The sequence below is a fragment of the Enterobacter cloacae complex sp. 394I7 genome (assembly GCF_057320345.1).
The window spans coordinates 37,140-60,028 of record NZ_JBXWCR010000007.1 but is presented as its reverse complement, the minus strand read 5'-3'; the positions used below and the strand labels follow the sequence as shown (position 1 = coordinate 60,028).

General features: G+C 56.0%; 21 protein-coding genes. 9 read left to right on the top strand and 12 right to left on the bottom strand.

The annotated features are described in order from the left end of the window. Window positions 1-27: 27 nt before the first annotated feature. The 3 genes from AC2FAP_RS19705 to celB are packed head-to-tail and all read right to left on the bottom strand — an operon-like array spanning window position 28 to window position 3,728. Window positions 28-1,449, bottom strand: a complete 1,422-nt coding sequence (locus tag AC2FAP_RS19705; RefSeq protein WP_449541448.1) for a leucyl aminopeptidase family protein — start codon at window positions 1,447-1,449, stop codon at window positions 28-30. Continuing rightward, entirely contained in the window at window positions 1,449-2,405 is a 957-nt protein-coding gene (locus tag AC2FAP_RS19700) for a glycosylasparaginase (protein WP_047366201.1), read from the bottom strand. The genes AC2FAP_RS19705 and AC2FAP_RS19700 overlap by 1 nt, the downstream gene beginning before the upstream one ends. Window positions 2,406-2,408: 3 nt before the next feature. Next, window positions 2,409-3,728, bottom strand: coding sequence for a PTS cellobiose transporter subunit IIC (celB, locus tag AC2FAP_RS19695; protein ID WP_014171124.1), 1,320 nt, complete (start codon window positions 3,726-3,728; stop codon window positions 2,409-2,411). Between the two features lie 145 nt (window positions 3,729-3,873). Here celB and AC2FAP_RS19690 point away from each other — a divergent pair, with 145 nt between their 5' ends. Further along, a complete protein-coding gene (locus AC2FAP_RS19690; RefSeq protein ID WP_121339161.1) occupies window positions 3,874-4,698 on the top strand; it encodes an XRE family transcriptional regulator in 825 nt (274 codons plus the stop codon). Here the strand turns inward: AC2FAP_RS19690 and arsC are convergent. After that, window positions 4,695-5,051, bottom strand: a complete 357-nt coding sequence (gene arsC, locus AC2FAP_RS19685; protein WP_014171122.1) for an arsenate reductase (glutaredoxin) — start codon at window positions 5,049-5,051, stop codon at window positions 4,695-4,697. The two genes, AC2FAP_RS19690 and arsC, sit on opposite strands and share 4 nt — an antisense overlap. 18 nt (window positions 5,052-5,069) lie before the next feature. After that, window positions 5,070-6,533, bottom strand: a complete 1,464-nt coding sequence (gene bepA, locus AC2FAP_RS19680) for a beta-barrel assembly-enhancing protease (protein WP_020883065.1) — start codon at window positions 6,531-6,533, stop codon at window positions 5,070-5,072. A 221-nt stretch (window positions 6,534-6,754) separates the two neighbouring features. Between bepA and AC2FAP_RS19675 the strand changes: the two genes are divergently transcribed. After that, a complete protein-coding gene (locus AC2FAP_RS19675) occupies window positions 6,755-7,819 on the top strand; it encodes an AI-2E family transporter (RefSeq protein WP_014171120.1) in 1,065 nt (354 codons plus the stop codon). A 121-nt stretch (window positions 7,820-7,940) separates the two neighbouring features. On the opposite strand, the gene bcp is transcribed toward AC2FAP_RS19675, so the two are convergent. Then, window positions 7,941-8,411: a thioredoxin-dependent thiol peroxidase gene (bcp, locus tag AC2FAP_RS19670; protein WP_014171119.1), complete on the bottom strand. Its 471-nt coding sequence runs from the start codon at window positions 8,409-8,411 to the stop codon at window positions 7,941-7,943. Then, window positions 8,411-8,980 (bottom strand): glycine cleavage system transcriptional repressor, encoded by a 570-nt coding sequence (locus tag AC2FAP_RS19665; RefSeq protein ID WP_047356595.1) that lies wholly within the window; start codon window positions 8,978-8,980, stop codon window positions 8,411-8,413. Before AC2FAP_RS19665 ends, bcp begins: the two co-directional genes overlap by 1 nt. Window positions 8,981-9,125: 145 nt before the next feature. Here AC2FAP_RS19665 and dapA point away from each other — a divergent pair, with 145 nt between their 5' ends. The 6 genes from dapA to ypfH all read left to right on the top strand — a co-directional run bounded on the left by dapA (window position 9,126) and on the right by ypfH (window position 15,609). Beyond that, window positions 9,126-10,004: a 4-hydroxy-tetrahydrodipicolinate synthase gene (gene dapA / locus AC2FAP_RS19660; protein ID WP_014171117.1), complete on the top strand. Its 879-nt coding sequence runs from the start codon at window positions 9,126-9,128 to the stop codon at window positions 10,002-10,004. 16 nt (window positions 10,005-10,020) lie between these two features. Then, window positions 10,021-11,055 (top strand): outer membrane protein assembly factor BamC, encoded by a 1,035-nt coding sequence (gene bamC, locus AC2FAP_RS19655; protein WP_020883067.1) that lies wholly within the window; start codon window positions 10,021-10,023, stop codon window positions 11,053-11,055. 109 nt (window positions 11,056-11,164) lie between these two features. Further along, complete coding sequence (gene purC / locus AC2FAP_RS19650; RefSeq protein WP_008501631.1) at window positions 11,165-11,878, top strand: phosphoribosylaminoimidazolesuccinocarboxamide synthase; 714 nt, start codon at window positions 11,165-11,167, stop codon at window positions 11,876-11,878. A gap of 119 nt (window positions 11,879-11,997) precedes the next feature. Continuing rightward, a complete protein-coding gene (gene ypfJ / locus AC2FAP_RS19645) occupies window positions 11,998-12,867 on the top strand; it encodes a KPN_02809 family neutral zinc metallopeptidase (RefSeq protein WP_020883068.1) in 870 nt (289 codons plus the stop codon). Then, on the top strand, window positions 12,867-14,840 hold the full coding sequence (locus AC2FAP_RS19640; RefSeq protein ID WP_449541447.1) for a tRNA(Met) cytidine acetyltransferase TmcA: 1,974 nt from the start codon (window positions 12,867-12,869) through the stop codon (window positions 14,838-14,840). Before ypfJ ends, AC2FAP_RS19640 begins: the two co-directional genes overlap by 1 nt. A 73-nt stretch (window positions 14,841-14,913) precedes the next feature. Beyond that, window positions 14,914-15,609 carry an esterase gene (gene ypfH / locus AC2FAP_RS19635; protein ID WP_032680517.1) on the top strand — a complete coding sequence of 232 codons (696 nt, stop codon included), beginning with the start codon at window positions 14,914-14,916 and terminating at the stop codon, window positions 15,607-15,609. Between the two features lie 36 nt (window positions 15,610-15,645). Here ypfH and AC2FAP_RS19630 read toward each other — a convergent pair whose 3' ends face one another. From AC2FAP_RS19630 to AC2FAP_RS19620, 3 genes are read right to left on the bottom strand one after another with little or no spacing between them, the layout of a single operon-like run. Further along, window positions 15,646-15,843 carry a YpfN family protein gene (locus tag AC2FAP_RS19630; RefSeq protein WP_014171111.1) on the bottom strand — a complete coding sequence of 66 codons (198 nt, stop codon included), beginning with the start codon at window positions 15,841-15,843 and terminating at the stop codon, window positions 15,646-15,648. Between the two features lie 24 nt (window positions 15,844-15,867). Further along, window positions 15,868-16,995: a succinyl-diaminopimelate desuccinylase gene (gene dapE / locus AC2FAP_RS19625; RefSeq protein WP_014171110.1), complete on the bottom strand. Its 1,128-nt coding sequence runs from the start codon at window positions 16,993-16,995 to the stop codon at window positions 15,868-15,870. Window positions 16,996-17,005: 10 nt separating this feature from the next. After that, a complete protein-coding gene (locus AC2FAP_RS19620; protein WP_449541446.1) occupies window positions 17,006-17,356 on the bottom strand; it encodes an ArsC family reductase in 351 nt (116 codons plus the stop codon). Between the two features lie 387 nt (window positions 17,357-17,743). Here AC2FAP_RS19620 and ypfM point away from each other — a divergent pair, with 387 nt between their 5' ends. Next, entirely contained in the window at window positions 17,744-17,803 is a 60-nt protein-coding gene (gene ypfM, locus AC2FAP_RS19615) for a protein YpfM (RefSeq protein ID WP_015572204.1), read from the top strand. A 109-nt stretch (window positions 17,804-17,912) separates the two neighbouring features. Here the strand turns inward: ypfM and acrD are convergent, their stop codons facing one another. Then, window positions 17,913-21,026 carry a multidrug efflux RND transporter permease AcrD gene (acrD, locus tag AC2FAP_RS19610; protein ID WP_014171108.1) on the bottom strand — a complete coding sequence of 1,038 codons (3,114 nt, stop codon included), beginning with the start codon at window positions 21,024-21,026 and terminating at the stop codon, window positions 17,913-17,915. Window positions 21,027-21,168: 142 nt separating this feature from the next. Continuing rightward, window positions 21,169-22,863, bottom strand: a complete 1,695-nt coding sequence (narQ, locus tag AC2FAP_RS19605) for a nitrate/nitrite two-component system sensor histidine kinase NarQ (protein WP_449541445.1) — start codon at window positions 22,861-22,863, stop codon at window positions 21,169-21,171. Window positions 22,864-22,889: the final 26 nt, after the last annotated feature.

Below are 22,889 nucleotides of genomic sequence, written 5' to 3'. Positions count from 1 at the left end.
GGGAGAACCAGCGCCACCGGCTAAAAATCACCTGTCTTCCAGCAAATGCTCAACCAGAAGTGGAATGGGTCTGCCCGAGGCCACGCTTTTTCCATTCTCACGCCACAGCGCCGTGCCGCTAATATCCAGATGGGCCCATGGAATGGTCGGCGGGCAAAAATGGTGTAACAGCCAGGCCGCCGATGCGCTGATCGCCGCATTATTGGGTGGGGTATTGCACAGGTCGGCGATGGCGCTGTCGGTCTGTTTTTTTAACCGTGCATCCAGCGGCAGGGACCACACCTCATCACCGCTCCGTTTCCCCGCGCGGGTGAGCGCCTGACGCAGCGCTTCGTCCTGCGTCATTAACCCACTCAGTTCGTACCCCAGCGCTTTTACGACGGCACCGGTTAAGGTCGCCATATCAATAATATAGCGAGCCTGCGGATGACGCTGGCTGGCCCAGGCGATCGCATCCGCCAGTACCAGCCGGCCTTCGGCATCGGTATTGTTGATTTCAACCGTGATACCGTTGCAGGCGCTGGCCACCGTGCCCGGCTGCATCGCATCCGGTCCTATGGCGTTTTCCGCCAGCGCCAGTACGCCCATAATACGAACCGGCAGGCCGAGTTCTGCCACGCTCAGCATCAACCCGAGCACGTTCGCTGCTCCGCACATGTCATATTTCATGGTGTACATACCCGCGCCTTCCTTCAGCCACAGGCCACCGGTATCAAACGTTATGCCTTTGCCCACGTAACAGCGTACCGGGCCATCAGCGATGCCGTTATAGTGAATGGCCAGCAGCCGCGGTGGACAGGTCGCGCCTTTACCGACGGCATGCAGAAGCCCCAGACCCTGTTCAATAATTTGCTTCTCATCAAGCACTTCACACCGCAGGGCGGGGAAGGCGGCGCACAGCTTTTGCGCTTCGTCGACGACATACTGCGGCGTACAGCGATCGGACGGCATATCCGCCAGACGTCGCGCGGCGACCATTCCTCGGGCAATGGCCTGCTGTCGCTGGAAGAGAGCGTCCAGCCTTTCACGCTGTTGCGGATGACACAGGGCGGTGACATGGCGAAGGCGAACGCTTTTGCCATCGGTTTTCTTAAGCTGCAGATCGCGAAGGTCATACGCCTGGTTAAAGAGAAAACGCAGAACCTGCGTCAGCACCACCTCGTCAATATTCGTGACATCCAGTACCACATCGGCGCTGACCGGCGCTGCCAGCAGTGGACGGAGGGCGGTGAGTAACCCTTCTGTCAGACTGTCCTGCCAGAGCGTATCCGGCAGCAGCGTGATTCTGGCAAACGGAGCACAGCCAAAGCGGGTATCTGCGACGGCGTTTTGTTCACGCATTTCAGCGATGAGTGCGGTGTCCGGCAGTAACGCGCAGGCGGCCCGGGCAATAAGATGACTCCGGGGCTTTGCGTCTGCAAGGGCGGTGATAAGCGTAAAGGTAATCATTATGACTCCTCAACTGGCGCGCGGATCCGCGCGGCATAGGCCTGCATCCATTCCTCATCCACGGGCTGATAGTGCGTTTTTTCCCGCAGGCGCTCGGCGCGAAATACGGTGAGAGGCTGGCGGGCCGTTGCCACCACAAATGAGAAGGTTTTGATGTTGGTTGCGGCGCCGAATTCGCCTTTATTATTCATGCACACCACCGAGAGATCGCCCGCGCGGCCAAAGCGCGACATCAGTTTGTCTTCCAGTTCGAAGACCACCGAGTCCGCCGCCTGCTGCGGTGACATGCCCTGTGCCATGCGGCGAACAATTTCGTAGCTGGTGCAGCCTTTCATCAGGTCTTCCCCCACGCCGGTGGCGGTGGCGGCACCGGTTTCACTGTCGCAGTAAAAGCCGGAGCCGATAATCGGCGAGTCGCCAATACGGCCGCGCTTTTTCATAAACAGACCGCTGGTGGAGGTCGCCACGCTCATCGACCCCCTTTTGTCGAGGCCAATAATCCCGACGGTGTCATGCCCATCGTACGGGCTTAAGCCTTTGTCCAGCGTCTCCCGGCAGCGCTTACGATAATGCTGCATCGCGCGGTCGGTAAGCATGGTTTTGTCGGCAAACCCCTGACTCAGCGCCCATTCGCGCGCGCCCTGGCCGACCAGCAGGCTGTTATAGCGCTGGCGGCTTAGCGCATGGGCGACACGTACCGGGTTCGCAATATCAACCAGATCTCCCACGGCCCCAAACGCAAGCGTATCGCCATCCATATACGCCGCGTCCAGTTCGACTTCGCCATTTTCGGTTGGCAGCCCGCCGTAGCCGACGGATTTATACAACGGGAAGTCCTCGACGGCAGCAACGGCATCGACCACCGCTTCTGCTACCGGTTTCCCCGCAGCCAGCGCGGACGCAGACTCCGTGACCCCTTCAAGCGCCATTCGCCAGGTTGCGATAATTCCCCACATGCTTTACTCCTGTTTTGCAAGGGTTGGGTCGGTTTGCGTCACGGTGGCAATCTCCGCGGCGCGGTATTGTTTATCCACGATACGCATGAAAGGCAGATACAGCATGGCGCCAATCAGCAGGTTGATAAGCTGCATCACGCTGCCGCTGAGATGCCCCGTGACGATAAACCCGCTGATCACCGGCGGTAACGTCCAGGGGATAAACACCCCGGTGGTCACAGCGACGGCACCCATTTTCATCGCGGCATATTGCACGGTAACCAGGACCAGCGGCACCAGATTGAACGGGATCAGCATGATGGGGTTCATGATAACCGGCAGGCCAAACAGAATCGGCTCGTTGATGTTAAACACCGAGGCCCCCGCGCCGAGACGCGCCACCTCGCGCATATTTTTGCTGCGGGCAAAAATCAGCATCGCAATCACCAGCGAGAGCGTTGCCCCTGCGCCACCCATCCAGATCATGTCAAAAAACTGTTCGGTGATAATGTGCGGCGGCGTCGTACCCGCCTGAATGGCGGCGATGTTATCGGTCTGGTTCTCCATCCACAGCGGGCGAATGATGCCGTTGATCATTGAGCCGGAGTTAATGCCCACAGACCACAGAATGGTGATGCTGAACACCGTCATCAGCGCGCCGAAATAGGAGGTCCCGTAGTGGCGAACCGGCGTGGCGACCACCTCGTAAATAAACTGGTGAATGGTGTTGTAGTGGGTGTTTTCGAAAATGATGCGGATAATAAGCACCAGAATCATTACCAGCAGGGCCGGGATCAGCGCGGCGAACGATTCCTGCACCGCCGGCGGCACGCCATCAGGCATTCTGATGACCAGCTTTTTGCGCTTCAGCCAGCAGAACAGCTCCGTCCACAGCAGAGAGCCAATCATCGCCACGAACAGCCCTTTGCTGCCAATCCACTCCACCGGCATGACCGTGATACCGCCGTTTTCGGCCACTTTGATAAAAGGTGTCAGGATTAAAAAGGCGACCAGAGCCAGAATGCCGCAGGAGATGCGATCTTCGCCGTAGTGTTCAGCCAGGCGAAACGCCACCAGGAAGCTGATAAACAGCGACATGGTTGAGAACACCGCGTTGAACGGAATTTCAATGATGGCACTCCAGCTTTCACCAAATGCCTGAGACATAAACTGCTGATAGGTTTGGTTCGGAAAAGAGGAGATGACCAGCAGAATCGAGCCGACGATGATAAACGGCATGAAGGAAACATAGGCCCCGCGTATGGCGCCCAGATGCCGCTGTTGCGCGGTTTTGGCCGCCAGCGGCATCAGTTTTGCTTCAAGAAATCCCAGAACATTGTTCATTGTGAACTCCGTACAAGATTGAGGGGTGTTGTTATGTTATGTCTGTGGATTATCAGTGAAGCGCGGTGGCTGAAAGGTGAAACAGGTCACAAAGCACTCGCTAAGATATTATAAATCTCATGAGATTGGTTATGGAGTTACAGCGATGGAAATCAAATTGCACGCCAATGCCACCACCACGCCGCGGATCCGTCGCTATCTGCAACAATCCGACAAAAGCGACAGAGAACTGGCTATAGAGCTGGGTATTTCCGTGACGACCGTGCGGCGATGGCGCAATCGCGATCGGGTTTCTGACAACCATACGACCCCAAAAGTGATACACAAAGCGATGAGACAAGAGCAGGTTGACCTCGTTAATGCGCTGCGTGATATCACGGGCGCACCGCTGGATGAACTGCTGCTGCTGGTTAACGAGGTGCTGGGGATTTCCGTTTCGCGGGCGACACTGAACCGTTATCTCCGTCCCGCTTCTGCGAAACGCAAGGGCGTTGAACTTCAGGGGAAAAAAGCGCTAAAGGCAGGCGTTTTACCCACAAAACTGCTGGTGCATCACCAGCCTTTATCGCTGCATATGGATGATGGCGGGGAGCAGCATCTGCTGTGGGGGCGCGAACCGGTGAGCGGCTGGTGTTATGCCCGGCTCTATGCGGGAATTTCATCACAGCTGCTGAATAACTGGATGTGTGAGTTGCTGAACGCCTGTCCGGCTGATATCCAATCTGTTGAGACTTTCGGTTTTGAACCCGACTTACCCGCGGGTGAACCTGCCGTAAAAGTACAGCCGACCAGGCACAAGGCCGTGCAGGTTGCGGTACCGCTCGGCGACATCATTCCACGAGTGAATGCTGTTCCGTTAGGGCAGGTGTTGATCGAGATGTGCGAGTTTTACAATCGGGGCAAAGCGCAGAAAAAGCTGGGAGAGAGCACGCCGCAGGCCTTTCTGGAAGCGCTGCGGCGTAAGGATTAGAGAATCTCGAGCACCTCTTCCGGCGGGCGTCCAATACGCGCCTGGCCGTTTGCGACCACAATGGGGCGCTCAATCAGTTTCGGATTTTCAACCATCGCCTGAATCAGCTCAGCCTCGGTTAGACGACTGTCATTCAGATTGAGCGACGTATACAGGTCCTCTTTCTGGCGCATTAGCTCTCTGGCACTGCCCATTCCCAGCATGTGCAGCAGCTGACGAAGCGTCTGTGCATCTGGCGGTGTCTCCAGATACAGCACCACTTCCGGGTCAATGCCGTTCGACTTCAGCAGGCTAAGGGTGTCACGGCTCTTCGAGCAGCGTGGGTTGTGGTAGATTTTTACCGCGTCTGTCATGACCTGAATTCTCCTTTATTACATCTTCTCGTACGGCTTAAAGCGCTGCTGCAGACCGCGAAGCTGATCGATACGTGCATCGTAACGGGCCTGCTGCAGACTGCCGAGCTTAACCTGTGAACTGGCACTGCTCAGGAGGGAAATCGCCTGGTCAAGACGTCCCACCAGGGCAAAGCCTTCGGCGCGTGCCGCAAGCTCCTGATCGCGGTTGCCCAGCTGCGCTTCTGCCTGGGCAAGCAGATCCCAGCCGTTCTGATCGTCTTTATTGTTAAAGGTGTAGCGGTTCAGAATGTTCGCCGCTTCAGCAGGCTGACCACCCTGTAAGTAAGCATTCGCCAGGTTAAGCTGCAGCACCGGGTTTGTCCGCACCTCTTTTGCCCCTTTCAGGCGATTAATCGCATCGGTGGCTTTTTTCTGCCCCAGATCGATATCCGTGGCGAGATCGAGATACCACGGGTTATTCGGATCGGCGGCGAGAAGTGGCTGCAGCGTTTTACGCGCTTCGTCATATTTGCTGGCTTCCATCGCCTGTAACGCCTGGCCATACTGAGCCGCGTTTTTCTCACGCACGTTGCCTTTCGCCAGCGCATCCAGCAGGTCGCTGGTCAGCTGGTTACGCCCGGAATTGTACATTCCAAGCGTTCGCACTTTTGCCATGTAGAAATCCTGCGACGACTGAACCACGACCGGGCGCATCTGGTTGGCACGGTTACGCGCATCCGACAGACGGCTTTCTGGTAAGGGGTGCGTCAGCAAAATTTCCGGCGGACGGGAGGAGTAGCGCGCCTGGTCGAGCAGTTTTTCGAGGAAGCTCGGCATGGCCTGCGGGTCAAAGCCCGAACGTTGCAGCACCTGAATGCCAATACGATCCGCTTCCTGTTCGTTTTGCTGGGTGAAACTGATCATCCCCTGACGTGTCCCCGCCAGCGTACCGGTTAACGCCGCCATCCCGGCCTGTGGGCTGGCCATTGCCAGCAGGATGGAACCCAATGCGCCAACCCAGGTCAGCGGAGCGTTACGCTTCTGGTCTTCCATTGCACGGGCAAGGTGGCGTTGGGTGACGTGAGAGATTTCGTGCGCCATGACCGAGGCCAGCTGACTTTCGTTATCAGAGTAGCGGAATAACGCCGAATGCAGCACCACGTTGCCGCCAAAGAAGGCGAAGGCGTTGATTTCGTCATTATTGATTAAATAGAAGTGGAAGGGGGTTTTTACCGAGTTGGCGTGCGCGACCAGGCGCATGCCCAGCCCGTTAATGTACTGAACCAGCAACGGGTCGTTAATCAGCGGCGCGCTGCCACGCAGCTGACGAACGTAATAATCCCCCATCTGCATTTCCTGCCCAATGGAGAGCGTGCTTCCTGCTGTAGTGCCCATGTCCGGCAATGAATCGGACGAGTCAGCGAAAGCTGGCAACACCTGACCGACCGTCAGTGCGGCAATCAGTGTCGCAACCAGTGTTTTTCTCAACTGCCTGAACATAACCACTGTCCTGTATTTGGGATGTGCTAATTTGACCGATGAACCGGCATATCGTTCATCTCCACTGCCCTGCGAGTGTAGCCGTGTTGAGGCATGAAGAAAATCCCATTCATCAGGGTTTTGCGGATCGTGGCAGGGAGACAAAAAGCGAAAGTCTTTTTTGTGACAGTTAGATACAATTCACGTTCTCACTCCCGCCATCCGATTCAGGGAAGGGTTGTATGCTCGAAATGTTAATGCAGTGGTACCGCCGTCGGTTTAGCGACCCGGAAGCCATTGCTTTGTTGGTTATTCTCGTTGCCGGGTTCGGCATTCTGTTCTTCTTCAGCGGTCTTCTCGCCCCCCTGCTGGTCGCGATTGTGCTGGCGTACCTGCTGGAGTGGCCAACGGCGCGTCTGGAAAATATAGGCTGTTCCCGTCGCTGGGCGACCAGTATCGTCCTGGTGCTGTTTGTCGGCATCCTGCTGTTAATGTCGTTTGTCGTTATGCCTGTGGCCTGGCAACAGGGGATTTACCTTATCCGCGATATGCCCGGCATGCTGAATAAGCTTTCCGATTTTGCCGCCACGCTGCCGCGCCGATATCCCGCCCTGATGGATGCCGGGATCATTGATGCGATGGCCGAAAACATGCGCGCCCGCATCATGACAATGGGCGATTCCGTGGTGAAATATTCCCTGGCGTCGCTGGTAGGGTTGCTCACGCTGGCCGTCTACCTTGTCCTCGTTCCGTTAATGGTTTTCTTCCTCGTCAAAGATAAAGAGCAGATGCTGAACGCGGTGCGGCGCATTCTGCCGCGTAATCGCGGGCTGGCCGGGCAGGTGTGGGAAGAGATGAACCAGCAGATCACCAACTACATTCGCGGCAAAGTGCTGGAGATGATTGTGGTGGGTGTGGCTACCTGGATTGGTTTTTTAATTTTCGGGCTTAACTACTCGCTGCTGCTGGCGGTGCTGGTGGGGCTGTCGGTGCTCATTCCCTACATCGGTGCCTTTGTGGTGACCATTCCGGTTGTCGGCGTTGCGCTGTTCCAGTTTGGTCTGGGGACCGAGTTCTGGAGCTGCTTCGCGGTGTACCTGATCATTCAGGGACTGGATGGCAACCTGCTGGTGCCGGTGCTGTTCTCCGAAGCGGTGAACCTGCATCCGTTGGTGATTATCTTATCCGTGGTGATTTTCGGCGGGCTGTGGGGATTCTGGGGCGTGTTCTTTGCCATTCCGCTGGCAACGCTGATCAAAGCAGTGGTTCACGCGTGGCCGGATGTGCCCGCGGTTGAGGATAAGTAGATAGTTGTGCGGCCTGATACCCTCTCCCGTGGGGAGAGGGGCAAATATCAAAAACGGTAACCTGCGTTACCGTATTGCATTTACCGCGTAGGTTGGGTCAGGCGAAGCCGCGGCCCAACGATCAGGCGCTTTGTTTGAGCCAGTTCAGCACCACGTCGTGGTGGTTGCTGGTTTTGAAGTCATCAAACACATGTTCAACTTTACCGTCAGCGTCAATCAGGAAGCTGATACGGTGAATGCCGTCGTAGGTTTTGCCCATAAAGGTCTTCTCGCCCCAGACGCCAAACTGCTCGCATACCTGGTGGTCTTCGTCAGAAAGCAGCGTAAAGTTAAGCAGCTCCTTTTCAGCAAATCGTGACAGCTTTTCTGGCTTATCGGTGCTGATACCCAGCACTTCCACGCCGACTTTTTTCAACTCGTCCATGTTGTCGCGTAAGCCGCAGGCCTGTACGGTGCAGCCCGGGGTCATGGCTTTCGGGTAAAAATAGACCAGAACACGCTGTCCCTGGAAGTCGGTCAAATTTACTTGCTCACCATCCTGGTCAGGTAAGCTAAATTTCGGTGCGATGTCACCGGCTTTCAGTGGGTTCATTACTCAACTCCATCCTGTTCATGCTGCGAATAATTGACGACGCTTATACTGCCTTGCGCGTTTAATTCTGTACAGAGGGCTTTGAACGCTTGCTCGATATTTGACGCATCCTGCGAGGCAGGGCTGTGCGCGGTAATCTGAATAAAAAGGGTGGGAATGGCGCTGCCGTCACCCGGCTGCGTTCGGGAAACGAGTTCGGCAATATTCATCTCATGGCTGTCAAATAACGCGGTGAAGCGCTCAATCAGATGGGGGGAATCGGGGACTTCAACCTGCACCCAGACGGTCGCGGGCAGGGCCGGACGTGGGCGAGCAGTGGTGCGTTTCATCACGATCAGCAAATCCAGCTCCGCACCTTTGAGCGGCAGGGTCGATTCGATAAGGGTAATGGCATTCCATGTCCCGGACAGCAGCATAATAAACGTGAACTCTTCGCCCAGCATAGCCAGACGGCTGTCCTCGATATTACAGCCGCAGCTGCTCACATGGCGGGTGATGGTGTTCACGATACCCGGCCTGTCAGCACCCAGCGCAGTGATAACCAGGTAATGTTGTGATGAGGTTGTCAAACCTGTTCTTCCTTTGCATGGTTAAGTCTTCCTAAGGAAAGCATAAAAAAAACATGCATACAACCGCCTGAGGGCCTCAGGTCGCTTGCTTTTATTACAGTTCCAAACGTACCATTGAGGCTCTTGTTCGCACAGAGGATGGCTCATGTTCACGGGAAGTATTGTCGCGCTTGTTACACCGATGGATGAAAAAGGTAATGTCTGCCGGTCAAGCATGAAGAAGCTGATTGATTACCATGTCGCCAATGGAACCTCGGCGATCGTTTCGGTAGGGACTACCGGTGAATCTGCAACGCTAAGCCACGAAGAGCACGGCGATGTGGTGATGCTGACCCTGGAACTGGCTGACGGGCGTATCCCGGTCATCGCAGGGACAGGCGCTAACGCCACGGCAGAAGCTATCAGTTTGACCAAACGTTTTAACGACAGCGGCATCGTGGGCTGTCTGACGGTGACCCCTTATTACAACCGTCCTACTCAGGAAGGTCTGTTCCAGCATTTCAAAGCCATCGCAGAACATACTGACTTGCCACAAATTCTGTATAATGTGCCGTCCCGTACTGGCTGCGATATGCTGCCGGAAACCGTTGGTCGTCTCTCGAAAGTAAAAAATATTATCGGGATTAAAGAGGCGACAGGGAACTTAAGCCGCGTTCATCAGATCAAAGAGCTGGTTTCAGACGACTTTATCCTGTTGAGCGGCGATGATGCGACCGCACTGGACTTTATGCAGCTCGGTGGCCATGGCGTGATCTCCGTAACGGCGAACGTTGCGGCCCGCGATATGGCTGAAATGTGCAAACTGGCGGCTGCCGGTCACTTTGATGAAGCTCGCGTGATTAATCAGCGTCTGATGCCGTTGCATAATAAATTATTTGTCGAACCCAATCCGATCCCCGTGAAATGGGCGTGTAAGGAGTTGGGACTTGTAGCAACCGATACGCTGCGTCTGCCAATGACACCGATTACCGACCACGGTCGTGAAATTGTCACAGCAGCGCTGAAGCATGCCGGTTTGCTGTAGAGTTTAGGGAGATTTGATGGCTTATTCAGTACAGAAGTCGCGCCTGGCGAAGGTTGCGAGTGTTTCGCTTGTTATGCTGCTCGCTGCCTGTAGTTCAGACTCGCGCTACAAGCGCCAGGTGAGCGGTGATGAATCCTATCTGGATGCGACCCCGCTTGCTGAACTTCACGCACCGGCTGGTATGATCCTGCCGATTCAGAACGGCGATTACAATATTCCCGTGACCAACGGCAGCGGCCTGGTCGGTAAAGCGCTCGATATTCGTCCGCCAGCACAGCCTCTGGCGCTGGTGAGCGGGGCGCGTACCCAGTTCACCGGTGATACGGCGTCGCTGCTGGTTGAAAGCGCCCGCGGTACCACCCTGTGGCCGCAGGTTGTGAGCGTCATTCAGGCGAAGAACTACACCATCGATAAACGCGATGATGCCAGCCAGACCTTAACCACCGACTGGATCGAGTGGAACCGTCTGGACGAAGATCAGCAGTACCGTGGGCGTTATCAAGTCTCCGTTAAACCTCAGGGTTATCAGCAGGCGGTTACCGTTAAGCTGTTGAACCTGGAGCAGGCGGGTAAACCGGTTGCGGATGCCGCATCAATGCAGCGTTACAGCACTGAAATGCTGAACGTGATTGCCGCGGGTCTGGATAAGAACGCCAGCGACGCCGCTAACGCAGCGCAGAGCCGCAACGGCGCGACGTTTGACGTTCAGAGCGGTGCGGATGACACCGGTCTGCCAATGCTGGTTGTGCGTGCACCGTTTAACCAGACCTGGCAGCGCCTGCCAGCGACGCTGGAAAAAGTGGGCATGAAAGTGACCGACAGCACCCGTTCAACCGGTAGCATGACGGCAACCTATAAGCCGCTGTCTGACAGTGCATGGCAGGAACTGGGCGCCACCGATCCACAGCTGGCTTCCGGCGACTACAAGATTCAGGTAGGTGACCTGGATAACCGCAGCAGTCTGCAGTTTATCGATCCGAAAGGCCACACGCTGACCCAGTCGCAGAACGATGCGCTGGTGGCCGTCTTCCAGGCTGCATTCAGCAAATAAATACGCGGGCTGGTTAATCCAGCCCTTTTTATTTTCGTGCTACGCAAACGTGTGCGTGGCATAATATCCCCAGTTTTGAACACCAATCATCACACCAGGAGTAATGAAGATGCAGAAGCAAGCTGAGTTGTATCGTGGCAAAGCGAAGACCGTATACAGCACGGAAAACCCGGATCTGTTGGTGCTCGAGTTCCGCAATGATACGTCAGCAGGGGATGGCGCACGCATTGAGCAGTTCGATCGTAAAGGCATGGTGAACAACAAGTTCAACCACTTCATTATGACCAAACTGGCCGAAGCGGGTATCCCGACCCAAATGGAAGCGCTGTTGTCCGATACGGAATGTCTGGTGAAAAAACTGGATATGGTTCCGGTTGAGTGCGTCATTCGTAACCGCGCAGCAGGCTCCCTGGTGAAGCGTCTTGGTATTGAAGAAGGTATTGAGCTGAATCCACCGCTTTTTGACCTGTTCCTGAAAAACGATGCCATGCACGATCCGATGGTCAATGATTCTTATTGCGAAACCTTCGGCTGGGTGAATAAAGAGAATCTGGCGCGCATGAAAGAACTGACCTACAAAGCCAACGACGTGCTGAAAAAACTGTTTGATGACGCGGGTCTGATCCTCGTCGACTTCAAACTGGAGTTCGGCCTGTTCAAAGGCGAAGTGGTTCTGGGTGATGAGTTCTCTCCGGACGGCAGCCGTCTGTGGGATAAAGAAACGCTGGATAAAATGGACAAAGACCGTTTCCGTCAGAGTCTGGGTGGCCTGATTGAAGCGTACGAAGCGGTTGCTCACCGTTTAGGCGTTAAGCTCGACTAACTCCCTCATCGCCAAAGGATATGTATATCCTTTGGCGTCTTACCCTTGTTTCCTATGGTAATCTTGCCGTTAACCGCCTACGATCATAGCTATTATTAATGGAATAGTTCGAGGTGGTTATGCGCTGGCAAGGGCGTCGTGAAAGTGACAATGTAGAAGACAGGCGCAGCGATAGCGGCGGCGGTCCTTCAATGGGTGGGCCTGGCTTCCGGTTACCCAGCGGAAAGGGCGGTATTATTCTGCTGATTGTGGTGCTGGTCGCGGGGTACTACGGTGTCGATCTGACCGGTTTAATGACCGGCCAGCCTCTGCAGCAACAGCAGCATTCTGAGCGCTCAATCAGCCCTAACGAGGATGAAGCGGCCAAATTTACCTCCGTTATTCTCGCCACCACAGAAGAAACCTGGGGTCAGCTGTTCGAGAAAATGGGGCGTACCTATCAGCAACCCAAGCTGGTGATGTACCGTGGCGCAACCCGTACCGGATGCGGCACCGGACAGTCGGTGATGGGGCCGTTCTACTGTCCGGCAGACAGCACCGTCTATATCGATCTCTCTTTCTATGATGACATGAAACGCAAGCTTGGCGCTGACGGCGATTTTGCCCAGGGCTATGTCATTGCGCATGAAGTCGGGCACCATGTGCAAAAACTGCTGGGGATAGAACCCAAAGTACGCCAGCTTCAGCAAAACGCTTCTCAGGCTGAGGTAAACCGTCTTTCCGTACGCATGGAACTGCAGGCGGACTGCTTCGCGGGCGTCTGGGGGCACAACATGCAGCAGCAGGGCGTGCTGGAATCCGGTGACCTGGAAGAGGCGCTCAATGCCGCGCAGGCTATCGGTGACGATCGTCTTCAGCAGCAGAGCCAGGGCCGCGTCGTGCCGGACAGCTTTACTCACGGCACGTCACAGCAACGATACAGCTGGTTCAAACGCGGTTTCGACAGCGGTGACCCTGCGCAGTGTAATACCTTCGGCAAAGCCATGTAATGGTGGCGTTTGAACATCTGATTCGCGAGCTTGAGCACAAAGGTCATCGTCAGCTGGTGGTGCTCAGCGGCGATGAGCAATGGACATTCACGCAGGCATCAGCCCTGCGTGATGCCTTGCCCGGAGACTGGCTGTGGCTGGCGGATAACGCGTCCAGAGCCATCAGCGGGCTGCTGGGACGCGAGTTCCGGCACGCAATTTTTGATGCCCGCGCCGGGTTTGACGTCTCAGCCTTTGCGGCCCTGAGCGGGACGCTGCGTGCCGGTAGCCTTCTGGTGCTGCTGGTACCGCCCCCTGGCGTGTGGGCGGAACAACCTGACAGCGATTCTTTGCGCTGGAGTGACAGCGCCGAACCCATCGCCACGCCAAATTTTATTCACCACTTTTGCCGGACAATTGCCGACGATCCTGAGGCGATCGTCTGGCTTCAGCACCAGCCTTTATCGCTTCTCGCACGATCCGACGCCCCTGACTGGCAGCCCGCCAGCGGTGCGCCGCAGCGCGAGCAGGCTGAGATACTGGCAGCACTCCTGGCCATGAAACGCGGCGTTGTGGCCGTTACGGCCCCGCGCGGACGCGGGAAGTCTGCGCTGGCGGGCATGCTGTTGAGCCGCACGCAGGGCAGTGCCATTGTCACCGCGCCATCAAAGGGGGCGACGGAGGTTATCGCCCGTTTTGCCGGCGAACGTTTTCACTTTATGGCCCCGGACGCGCTGCTGGCCTCTGAAGAGCAGGCCGACTGGCTGATTGTCGACGAAGCCGCTGCCATCCCCGGACCGCTGCTTGAAAAGCTGGTCGACCGTTTCCCGCGCGTCCTGCTGACCACAACGGTGCAGGGTTACGAAGGAACAGGAAGAGGCTTTCTGCTTAAGTTCTGTAGCCGGTTCAGCGGGTTGCAGCGGTATACCTTATCAACCCCGGTACGCTGGGCTGCAGGATGTCCTCTTGAGCGGGTCGTCGCCAGCGCACTGCTGTTTGACGATACGCTTATCGATCGCAGCCCAACAGGCGCCATACAGTTGACCTCTCTGGCTCCGGAAGCCTGGGCGAGCAACCCGGCGCTGGCGGCGAGTGTGTATGAGCTGCTTTGTGCGGCACATTACCGCACCTCACCGCTTGATTTACGCCGCATGATGGACGCGCCCGGCCAGCACTTTTCCGTCGCCCAAACGGACTCGGTCATTGCCGGGGCGCTCTGGCTGGTGGAAGAGGGGGGATTAACGGCGCAGCTCAGCCGTGCCGTCTGGGCGGGGTTCCGCCGTCCTCGCGGGAATCTGGTGGCGCAGTCCCTTGCCGCGCATGGCGGCTCCCCGCTGGCGGCAACGCTCAAAGGCCGACGGGTGACCCGAATAGCGGTACATCCTCGTCGTCAACGGGAAGGCATCGGACAGGCACTGATCCGCAACGCAAGCGGCGAGGATTACCTGTCGGTGAGCTTTGGCTATACCGATGAACTGTGGCGTTTCTGGCAGCGATGCGGCTTTGTGCTGGTGCGCATGGGCAGCCATCGCGAAGCCAGCAGCGGCTGTTATACCGCAATGGCCTTGCTGCCCCTCAGCGACGCGGGGCGACAGCTGTGTGAGCAGGCGCATCAGCGACTGCGCCGCGATGCGCGCGTGTTATCGGCCCTGAACGGTGAAAAGATCCCGGTGGACGATGGCTGGGAGGCTACCCTTAATAGTGACGACTGGCTGGAGCTGGCGGGCTTTGCCTTTGCCCACCGCGCGTTTTCTACCTCCGTCGCGGCGTTAACACGGTTGCTGCTAAGCGTGGACATGCCGCTGCCCGCCCTGCGCGGGAAAGTGGAGGCGAGAAGTGATGACGCCCGGCTCAGCGCTGAACTGCTTCTTTCGGGGCGAAAAGCGTTACTGGCCAGGCTTCGCAGTGAAACGGCGCAAGCGCTTGAAAGCCTTGAACCTGCACGCTGTCAGCAGCTGAAAGACGACATTTTGCAATGGCAATTTTTTCAATGACTTCTTCAGTAAAGTGGCATGGTCATTCCTCCTGAGAGGCGTAGAATCCAGGCCATCAAATAAGGAGACCGCCATGAAACACGATCATTTTGTTGTTCAAAGCCCTGATAAACCGGCTAAACAGTTACTGCTTCTGTTTCATGGTGTTGGCGATAACGCCGTCAATATGGGCCAGATTGGCAGCTGGTTTGCCCCGGTATTTCCGCAGGCGCTGATTGTCAGTATTGGCGGAGTGGAGCCGTGTGGTCCGAACGGACGGCAGTGGTTCTCCGTTCAGGGCGTAACGGAAGAGAACCGTCAGGCACGTATTGACGCCGTCATGCCTGTCTTTATCGACACCGTGCGTTACTGGCAGCAGCAGAGCGGCGTTGGTGCCGATGCGACCGCGCTGATTGGCTTTTCGCAGGGGTCTATCATGTCCCTGGAGAGCGTAAAAGCGCAGCCAGGCCTGGTGTCGCGTGTGATTGCTTTTAACGGTCGCTTTGCGACGTTACCGCAACGCGCGACGACGCAGACCACGATCCATCTGATCCACGGTGGTGAAGACCGCGTGATTGAACTTTCGCATGCGGTTGCCGCGCAGGAAGCGCTTATCCGCGAAGGCGGGGATGTGACGCTGGATATTGTAGACGATCTGGGGCACGCGATTGATGACCGCAGCATGCAGTTTGCGCTCGATCATCTGCGTTATACCGTACCGAAGCACTACTTTGATGAAGCGCTCAGCGGCGGCAAGCCAAATGACGATGATATCGTCGAGTTTATGTGATGTAGGCCCCTCTCCCACAGGAGAGGGGACAGAGAATCACTTCTTCTGGTCTTTCTTCGGCCAGTCGTCATCATCGTCCCACTTATCGTTAAAATCACGATGCGGTGGAAGATCCGGTTTGTTGGCGAGAAACTTTTTGTGATCAACGCGCTTAAGATCTTTAATGACGTTAAGTAACACGCCGACCAGAAACACTAACACCAGAATCCACCAGTACTTTGAAAGCCAGTCCATTCGCTATTCCTCTCAGAGCGTTCGTCAGGCGACGAGTTGCTCCATAATTCGTTGATACATACGGGCCAGCAGCTGCAAATCAGCAGCATTCACACATTCATTTATTTTATGAATGGTTGCGTTCACCGGCCCCAGTTCGACAACCTGGGCCCCCATCCGGGCAATAAAGCGTCCATCTGAGGTGCCACCTGTCGTCAGCAGTTGTGGCTTAATTTCATTATAGTGCTCGATGGCGTTCACTACCGCATCCACCAGTTTGCCGCGCTGGGTCAGGAACGGCTGGCCAGAAAGCCACCAGTCCACGGTGTAACGCAGATTGTATTTTTCCAGCAGCGCGATAACGCGCGCTTTGATCATCTCATCGGTCAGTTCAGTGCTGAAGCGGAAGTTAAACTGGACAAAGAAATCACCCGGGATCACGTTGTTGCTGCCGGTACCGGCCTTCAGGTTTGCAATCTGCATGCTGGTCGGCGGGAAGAACTCATTGCCTTTATCCCACTCGATGGTCACCAGTTCGTTCAGCATCGGTGCCGCGCGATGGACCGGGTTATCGGCCAGGTGTGGATAGGCAACGTGCCCCTGAACGCCATGAAGGGTCAAATTGCAGGTCAGCGAACCACGGCGACCATTTTTGACGACGTCTCCCACCACTTCCGTACTGGACGGCTCGCCGACCAGGCAGTAGTCGAGACGCTCATTGCGGGCCATCAGCGCCTCAACGACCTTCACGGTGCCGTTGTGGGCGCTGGCTTCTTCGTCAGAGGTGATCAAAAACGCGAGGCGGTTTCTGTGGTTCGGATGTTGGGCAACGAAGCGCTCTGCCGCCACGACCATCGCCGCCAGCGAGCCTTTCATGTCTGCCGCACCGCGCCCGAACAACATGCCATCGCGGATGGTCGGTTCAAACGGCGGGTTGATCCAGCGATCCGCATCACCTGCGGGAACGACGTCGGTATGTCCGGCAAAGGCCAGCGTTTCGCCCTGACCGCGCCACGCCCAGAAGTTCTGGGTGTCGCCAACGTCCATGCGTTCAACGGTGAAACCGATGGCACGCAGGCGCTCAATCATTAATGCCTGACAACCTGCGTCGTCCGGGCTAAGGGAGGGACGGCGAATAAGCTGCTGAGTCAGCTCAATGACCGGGCATGACATAAACTACACCTCAACGAAAAAAGTCGGAATAAAGGGTTTCACTGAAACCCAGCAGCATAGGCTGCCCGGGCGCGCAGAGCAATGGGCGTTTGATGATTGCCGGCATTTCGAGCATCAGTTTGGCGGCACTGTCGGCGTCGTTGATGCCAGCCCGGACGGCTTCATCCAGTTTACGCCAGGTGGTACCACGGGTATTCAGCAGCGCCTCCCAACCCAGTTCCTTGATAGCGGTATGCAGAAATTCTGCATCAAGCCCGTCAACGCGATAGTCATGGAAACGGTAATCCACGTTGTTCGCTTCCAGCCACCGGCGTGCTTTTTTGATGGTGTCGCAATTTTTAATGCCGTACATCACAACCATGGTGAATCCTTTTGTTCTTATGATGATTAAATGTTCAGTAATTTCGAAGATATATCCTTAAGTGGAATATAACACATTCAGGAATTGTCTTGATTTACACTTCTTCTTAATTCAACTCACAACTGTACGCTGAATATTCTTTCATCATTTAAGCATAGATGTCCATAAGACCGAAAATGCTAATGAACTCAGGCGGTAATTTAAATCTCACCTGCCTGTATGGTTATTTCAAAATATTGCTGAGCGTCACACAAAATTTAAGGCCCTGCGTTCATATTTATCATAAATCCCTGCCAGTAGCGGGGTACAATCACAGCGATAGGTTAGACGGTCTTCACAATGATGATACGTTTTCGTAGAATGCGCATAATAATAAGAGAGGTAGTTATGATTGAACGTGAACTGGGGAACTGGAAAGATTTTATCGAAGGCATGCTTCGTAAATGACATTCAGTAAGAATTGCAAGAGCACTTAAATAAGTAAAATAACCATAGTGTGAATTAAACACACACCCTAAAAGGCGGCCCTGAGAGCCGCCTTTTTTATTACGTACTGTTATTCAGGACGTTCCTTCAGCGGGAAGCGGCGACGCACCAGCACAAAGAACAGGGGCACAAAATAAATGGCCAGGACGGTTGCCGAAATCATGCCCCCCATCACCCCTGTACCTACCGCATGCTGGCTGCTGGAGCCCGCACCGGTGCTGGTTGCCATCGGTAATACCCCAAAGACAAATGCCAGCGACGTCATCAGGATCGGACGCAAGCGCTGACGGCAGGCATGCAGTGTGGCCGCCATCAGCTCGTGGCCTTTGGCATTCATCTCATTGGCAAACTCAACAATCAGGATCGCGTTTTTCGCCGACAGGCCGATCACGGTGAGCAGCCCTACCTGGAAGTACACATCATTCTCCAGACCGCGCATCCATGTCGCCAGCAGCGCACCGATGACGCCAAGCGGCACCACCAGCATGACCGAGAACGGAACGGACCAGCTTTCATACAGCGCGGCAAGACAGAGGAAGACCACCAGCAGGGAAAGCGCGTAAAGCGCAGGCGCCTGTGCCCCGGAGAGCCGCTCCTGATAAGACATCGCCGTCCACTCCAGCCCAAAGCCGGCGGGCAGCTGTTGCACCAGTTTCTCCATGGTGTCCATGGCGGTACCGGTACTGACGCCCGGCGCGGCTTCACCGACGATTTCTACCGCCGAATAGCCGTTATAGCGTTCCAGACGCGGCGAACCACTCTCCCAGTGCGACGAGGCGAACGCCGAGAACGGCACCATCCCGCCTGCGTTATTACGAACAAACCAGCGGTTAATATCATTCGGCAACATACGGAACGGCGCGGCGGACTGGACATACACTTTTTTCACACGCCCACGATCCATAAAGTCATTCACATAGCTTGAGCCCCAGGCCGTCTGCAGGGTGTCGTTAATGTCGTCGATGGAAACGCCCAGAGCCTGCGCCTTACGCTGATCAATATCCACCTGCAGCTGCGGGCTGTCATCCAGGCCGTTATGACGAACGCGGGTCAGGTCAGCGTCTTTGCCCGCCAGCGCTAACAGCTTATCGCGCGCCGCCATCAGCGCCGTGTGGCCTGCACCGGCGTGATCCTGCAGCTCCATGTCAAACCCGGCAGAACTGCCCAGCCCGCTAATGGCCGGTGGGCTGCTGGCAAAGACGCGCGCTTCGTTGATCTTCGTAAAAGCGTGGGTTGCGCGTTCAATGATGGCCGACGCGGTCCCCGTTTTTGTGTCGCGCTCGTCCCAGTCCTTCAGGCGTACAAACATACGGGCAACGTTCTGCCCGTTACCGCCCGGGCCAGAGCCCACGGTGGAGAAGACCGACACCACATTATCTTTCTCCTGGGTGAAGAAGTACTGTTCGACTTTTTCGACCACTTTCAGCGTCTGCTGCTGCGTCGCGCCGCTCGGAAGTTGCACGGAGGTGGTGAACATTCCCCGGTCCTCCATTGGCAGGAACGAGGTAGGCAGATGCAGGAATAGCCAGACCATTCCACCCAGCAGCACTACGTAAATCAGCATCCAGCGCAGGCTGCGGTGCAACACTTTACCGACGGCGGATTCATAACGCGCGGCATTGCGGTTAAACATGCGGTTAAACCAGCCGAAGAACCCTTTCTGACCATGCTGCTCGCCTTTGTGCAAAGGCTTAAGAAGGGTAGAGCAGAGCGCAGGGGTCAGGATCAGCGCCACCAGTACAGAAAGCACCATTGCCGAGACGATGGTTATCGAGAACTGGCGGTAAATGGCGCCGGTTGTGCCGCCAAAGAAGGCCATCGGGATAAAGACCGCCGAAAGCACCATGGCGATGCCGACTAACGCGCCCTGTATTTGCCCCATCGATTTACGCGTGGCCTGGCGCGGGGAAAGGCCTTCCTCGCTCATGATGCGCTCGACGTTTTCAACCACCACGATGGCGTCATCCACCAGAAGGCCAATTGCCAGCACCATTGCAAACATCGTCAGCGTGTTGATGCTGTAGCCAAACGCGTAAAGCACCGCGAAGGTGCCCAGCAGGACCACGGGGACGGCTATGGTCGGGATCAGCGTCGCCCGGAAGTTTTGCAGGAACAGGTACATGACCAGGAAGACCAGCGCGATGGCTTCCAGCAGGGTCTTCACCACATCCTCAATCGACGCTTTAACGAAGGAGGTGGTTTCGTAGGCGACTTTGTATTCAAGGCCGTGAGGGAAATAGTTCGACAGCTCGTCCAGGCGGTCTAACACCAGTTTCGCCGTCGCCATTTCATTTGCGCCGGAGGCCAGTTTAATCCCCAGGCCGGAGGCGGGGTTACCGTTAAAGCGGCTCAGGTAGTCGTACTTTTCCGCACCCATTTCCACCGTGGCGACATCGCCCAGCCGCACTTCTGAACCGTCCTGATTCACGCGCAGGGTGATGTTGCGGAACTGCTCCGGAGTCTGAAGCAGCGATTGCGAGTTAATGGTGGCATTCAGGGCTTGTTTTTCGACGGAAGGCGTTCCTCCCAACTGCCCTACGGCAATCTGGGCGTTCTGCGACTTGATGGCGTCCGTCACGTCAGTCGCCGTCATCTGGAAGCTGTTCAGCTTGTCAGGATCGAGCCAGATGCGCATTGAATATTGTGACCCGTAGGCGTCGATATCCCCTACGCCGTTAATACGGCTGAGCGGGTCCTGAATGTTACTGGCAACGTAGTCCGCAATATCCTGCTTATCCATGGAACCATCGGTGGAGACAAACGCGATGGTCAAAATATTGGTATCCCCCGTTTTACGTACGGTAACGCCCTGATTTTGCACTGCCTGCGGCAGTTTTCGCATGGCTGACTGCAGCTGGTTTTGTACCTGCTGCACCGCTTCGTCCGGGTCAGTCCCGGCCGTAAAGCTCAGGGTCACCGTCGCCTGGCCCGTGGCGCTGCTTTGTGAGGACATGTACATCAGGTTATCCAGACCCGTCATGTTCTGCTCGATAACCTGCGTCACAGTATTTTCCAGCGTCTGTGCCGAGGCGCCGGGATAGTTTGCTGTGACACGCACGTTAGGGGGTGCCAGATCGGGGTATTGCTCAACGGGAAGTGAAGTAATGGCCAGGACACCTGTCAGACACAACAGAATGGCAAGTACCCAGGCAAAAATGGGGCGATCGATGAAAAAATTCGCCATGAAAAATTGACCTCGTTTTGCTGCACGTCATTATTGTTTATTGCCCGCACCACTTTAGCGGCAAGACGAAGACCAAACGTGGAGAAATAAAGGAGATAATGTAAATTATCATGCGCGTTTCTCTGCGCTGCCCCCTTTACGGTTATTTACCTGTTAACGCCAGCGACGAAGGGAATGTCACGCTAACCTGCGTTCCCCCATTTTGTGGCTGCGAAAAGTGCAGGGTACCGCCGAGCCGTTCCGCGCGTTCACGCATAATATTCAGCCCGTAATGTCCCGGCGGCTCGCTGGCTTCGCCAATCCCGATGCCATTGTCGCGAATGCTCACGCTGTGCGTGCCGTCCACGGCGGTGATACAGCTTACGGTGATCTCGCTGGCCTGCGCGTGCTTGATTGCGTTCAACACCGCTTCACGCACGATCTGCAGCAGATGCACCTGCTTTTGTGCGTCAAGGGCCAGCGAGGAGAGGCGACAATCAAGATGCAGCTTTGTCTGCGTCTGGCTCTGCAGACCGTCGAGTGACTCCTGAAGGGCCGCCGGCAGGTTAGCGTGGTTGAGCGTCAGGCGGAAGGTGGTGAGCAGCTCGCGAAGCTGATGCCAGGCATTGTTAAGCTCGCGGGAGAAGTCGGTGATGATGGTCTGCGCCGGGGCATTCTCTTGCGGTACGGCACGCTTAAGCAGCGCAAGCTGGATCCGCAGATACGACAACACCTGCGCGAGGGAATCATGCAGTTCGCGGGCAATCGTCGCGCGCTCTTCCATCAGCAGCAACTGCTGGTAATGCTTTTGCGCCTGGTTGAAGTAAAGCCCGCGCCCGAGCATTGTCGCCACGCTTCTCATCAGCGGAAGCGGGACGCTGTCCGTCTCGCTCTGCCAGCGCAGCTCGCCGTAGAGCGTGTCCTGCATCAGCACCGGCAGGTTTTGCAGCGGCATGTCGGCTGCCTCACTCCCTTCACACAGACGCCAGTCGTCGCTGGTCCGTAACTCCAGATAATTCATCCGGGTGTATTCATGGACGATTTGCAATATATGCCGGAAACAGTGACTGTCTATCTGTCCGGTGTTGAGCGCCTGCGAACATTTGAACAGCATTTCGAGCTGCTGATGCGCCTCGTTCAGGTGCCGGGTCTTTTCCGCAACCGAATCTTCAAGCGAGCGATAGAGGGTGTGTAACTCCGCCGACATATGGTTAAAGGCCCGGGACAGCTGACCGAGTTCATTCGGCAAAGCGGTATCCGGTGCCGGGGTATCAAATTGTCCCCGTTCAACGCGTTCGCTTGCGGCGACCAGATTGTTGAGCGGCAAGACCACCTGACGACGGATGCGTCGCAGGGTAAACACCGTCAGCAGCAGGATCCCCAGCGCGCCAGCCAGAGAGAGCAGGGTCACCGTCTGAATTTTATGTTCGGTATAGTGCTGAAGGGCGAGCACAAAGGCATCAATACGGCCAACAAAATCTTCGATATGGGTTTGATACCACGCCAGATCGCCGCGGGCGATGTGCGTATCCATCTCCTGCCAGGCCAGATGCAGCTGCTGGTAGCGCTGTTTGACATCGTCCGGCACGTACCAGCGGTTCAGCTTTTGGAGTGCAGGTGCGCTCAGGGTGTGTTGCCAGTGTTGGCGATGCTGTGTCAGGGAAGGGCTGTTGCGCTGCATCTCATAGCCCAGCCGGTAACTCTGCATACGCAGTGAACCCGCAATATTGATGGCTTCGGCGTCACGCTGGCTGCTGGCAAGCGTCAGCAGCGCGACGGTGCTGGTCAAAACGGATAACACAATCATCGAAAAGAAAGCCCAGGCCAGGCTTGCGGAAACAGGGCGTTTAACGGTCACAGAACGGCTTCCTGAATAAAATTGAT